The organism is Pseudonocardia halophobica (assembly GCF_027922425.1).
Lineage (GTDB): Bacteria > Actinomycetota > Actinomycetes > Mycobacteriales > Pseudonocardiaceae > Pseudonocardia > Pseudonocardia halophobica.
This window is the reverse complement of record NZ_BSFQ01000182.1, coordinates 1-805: the sequence shown is the minus strand read 5'-3', so window position 1 is coordinate 805 and position 805 is coordinate 1. Positions and strand designations below refer to the sequence as shown.

General features: G+C 70.1%; 1 protein-coding gene. It reads right to left on the bottom strand.

Features of this window, described 5'->3' with window-relative positions:
* On the bottom strand, window positions 1–805 hold an 805-nt coding region (locus tag PKE99_RS38025), incomplete at both ends, for an IS110 family RNA-guided transposase (protein WP_271215096.1).

The following is an 805-nucleotide window of genomic DNA, read 5'->3' as shown; positions in this document are numbered from 1 at the left end:
CGGCGGGTGAAGTAGTCGCCGCCGAGGTCGGTGTAGTCGCAGTCCTCGGTGAGCAGGTGCCAGCTGATGACCAGGATGGAGTGGGCGACGGCGATAGCGGCTTTCTTCTTCCCGATCCGGCGGGCGAGGCGCCAGAACTGGGCGGACAGGTAGGTGTTGCGGGTGCGTGCGGCGGCCCAGGCGCATTGGACGAGGATGTCGGTGAGCCAGACGTCGCCGTGGGTGGTCTTGCCCGAGCCGCGTTTGCCGCCGGTGATGTTGTTGCCCGGGGCGAGGCCGGCCCAGGAGGCCAGGTGCGCGGCGGTGGGGAAGCGGGTCATGTCCACGCCGATCTCGGCGATGATGGTTTCGGCGGCCCGTTTCCCGACCCCGGTGATGGTGTCGAGCCGGTCACGGGCCCGGGTGAAAGGGATCCCGTCCCGCCCACCGCGGTCCGGCCCGCTCTGGGAGGCGAACAGGGCGTCGACCCGGTCGTCGAGGTGGGCGATCGCCTGCTCCAGGTGCGCGGTGTGTGCCAGCGACAACCCGATCAGCAGGGCGTGGTGATCGGTGAACCGGCCGCGTAGCGCTTGGCGCAGCGCGGGGATCTTGCGGCGGAGCTTGCCCTTGGCCAGCTCGGCGAGCACGACGGGGTCGCGTTCACCGGCGACCAGGGCGGCGAGCATGGCCCGCCCGGACACCCCGAGGACGTCGGAGGCGACCGAGTCAAGCTTGATGCCGGCGTCTTCGAGGGTCTTCTGGATGCGCTGGCACTCGCTGGTGTGGTCTTGGATGAGCCGTTTGCGGTAGCGGGTCAGATCCCGCA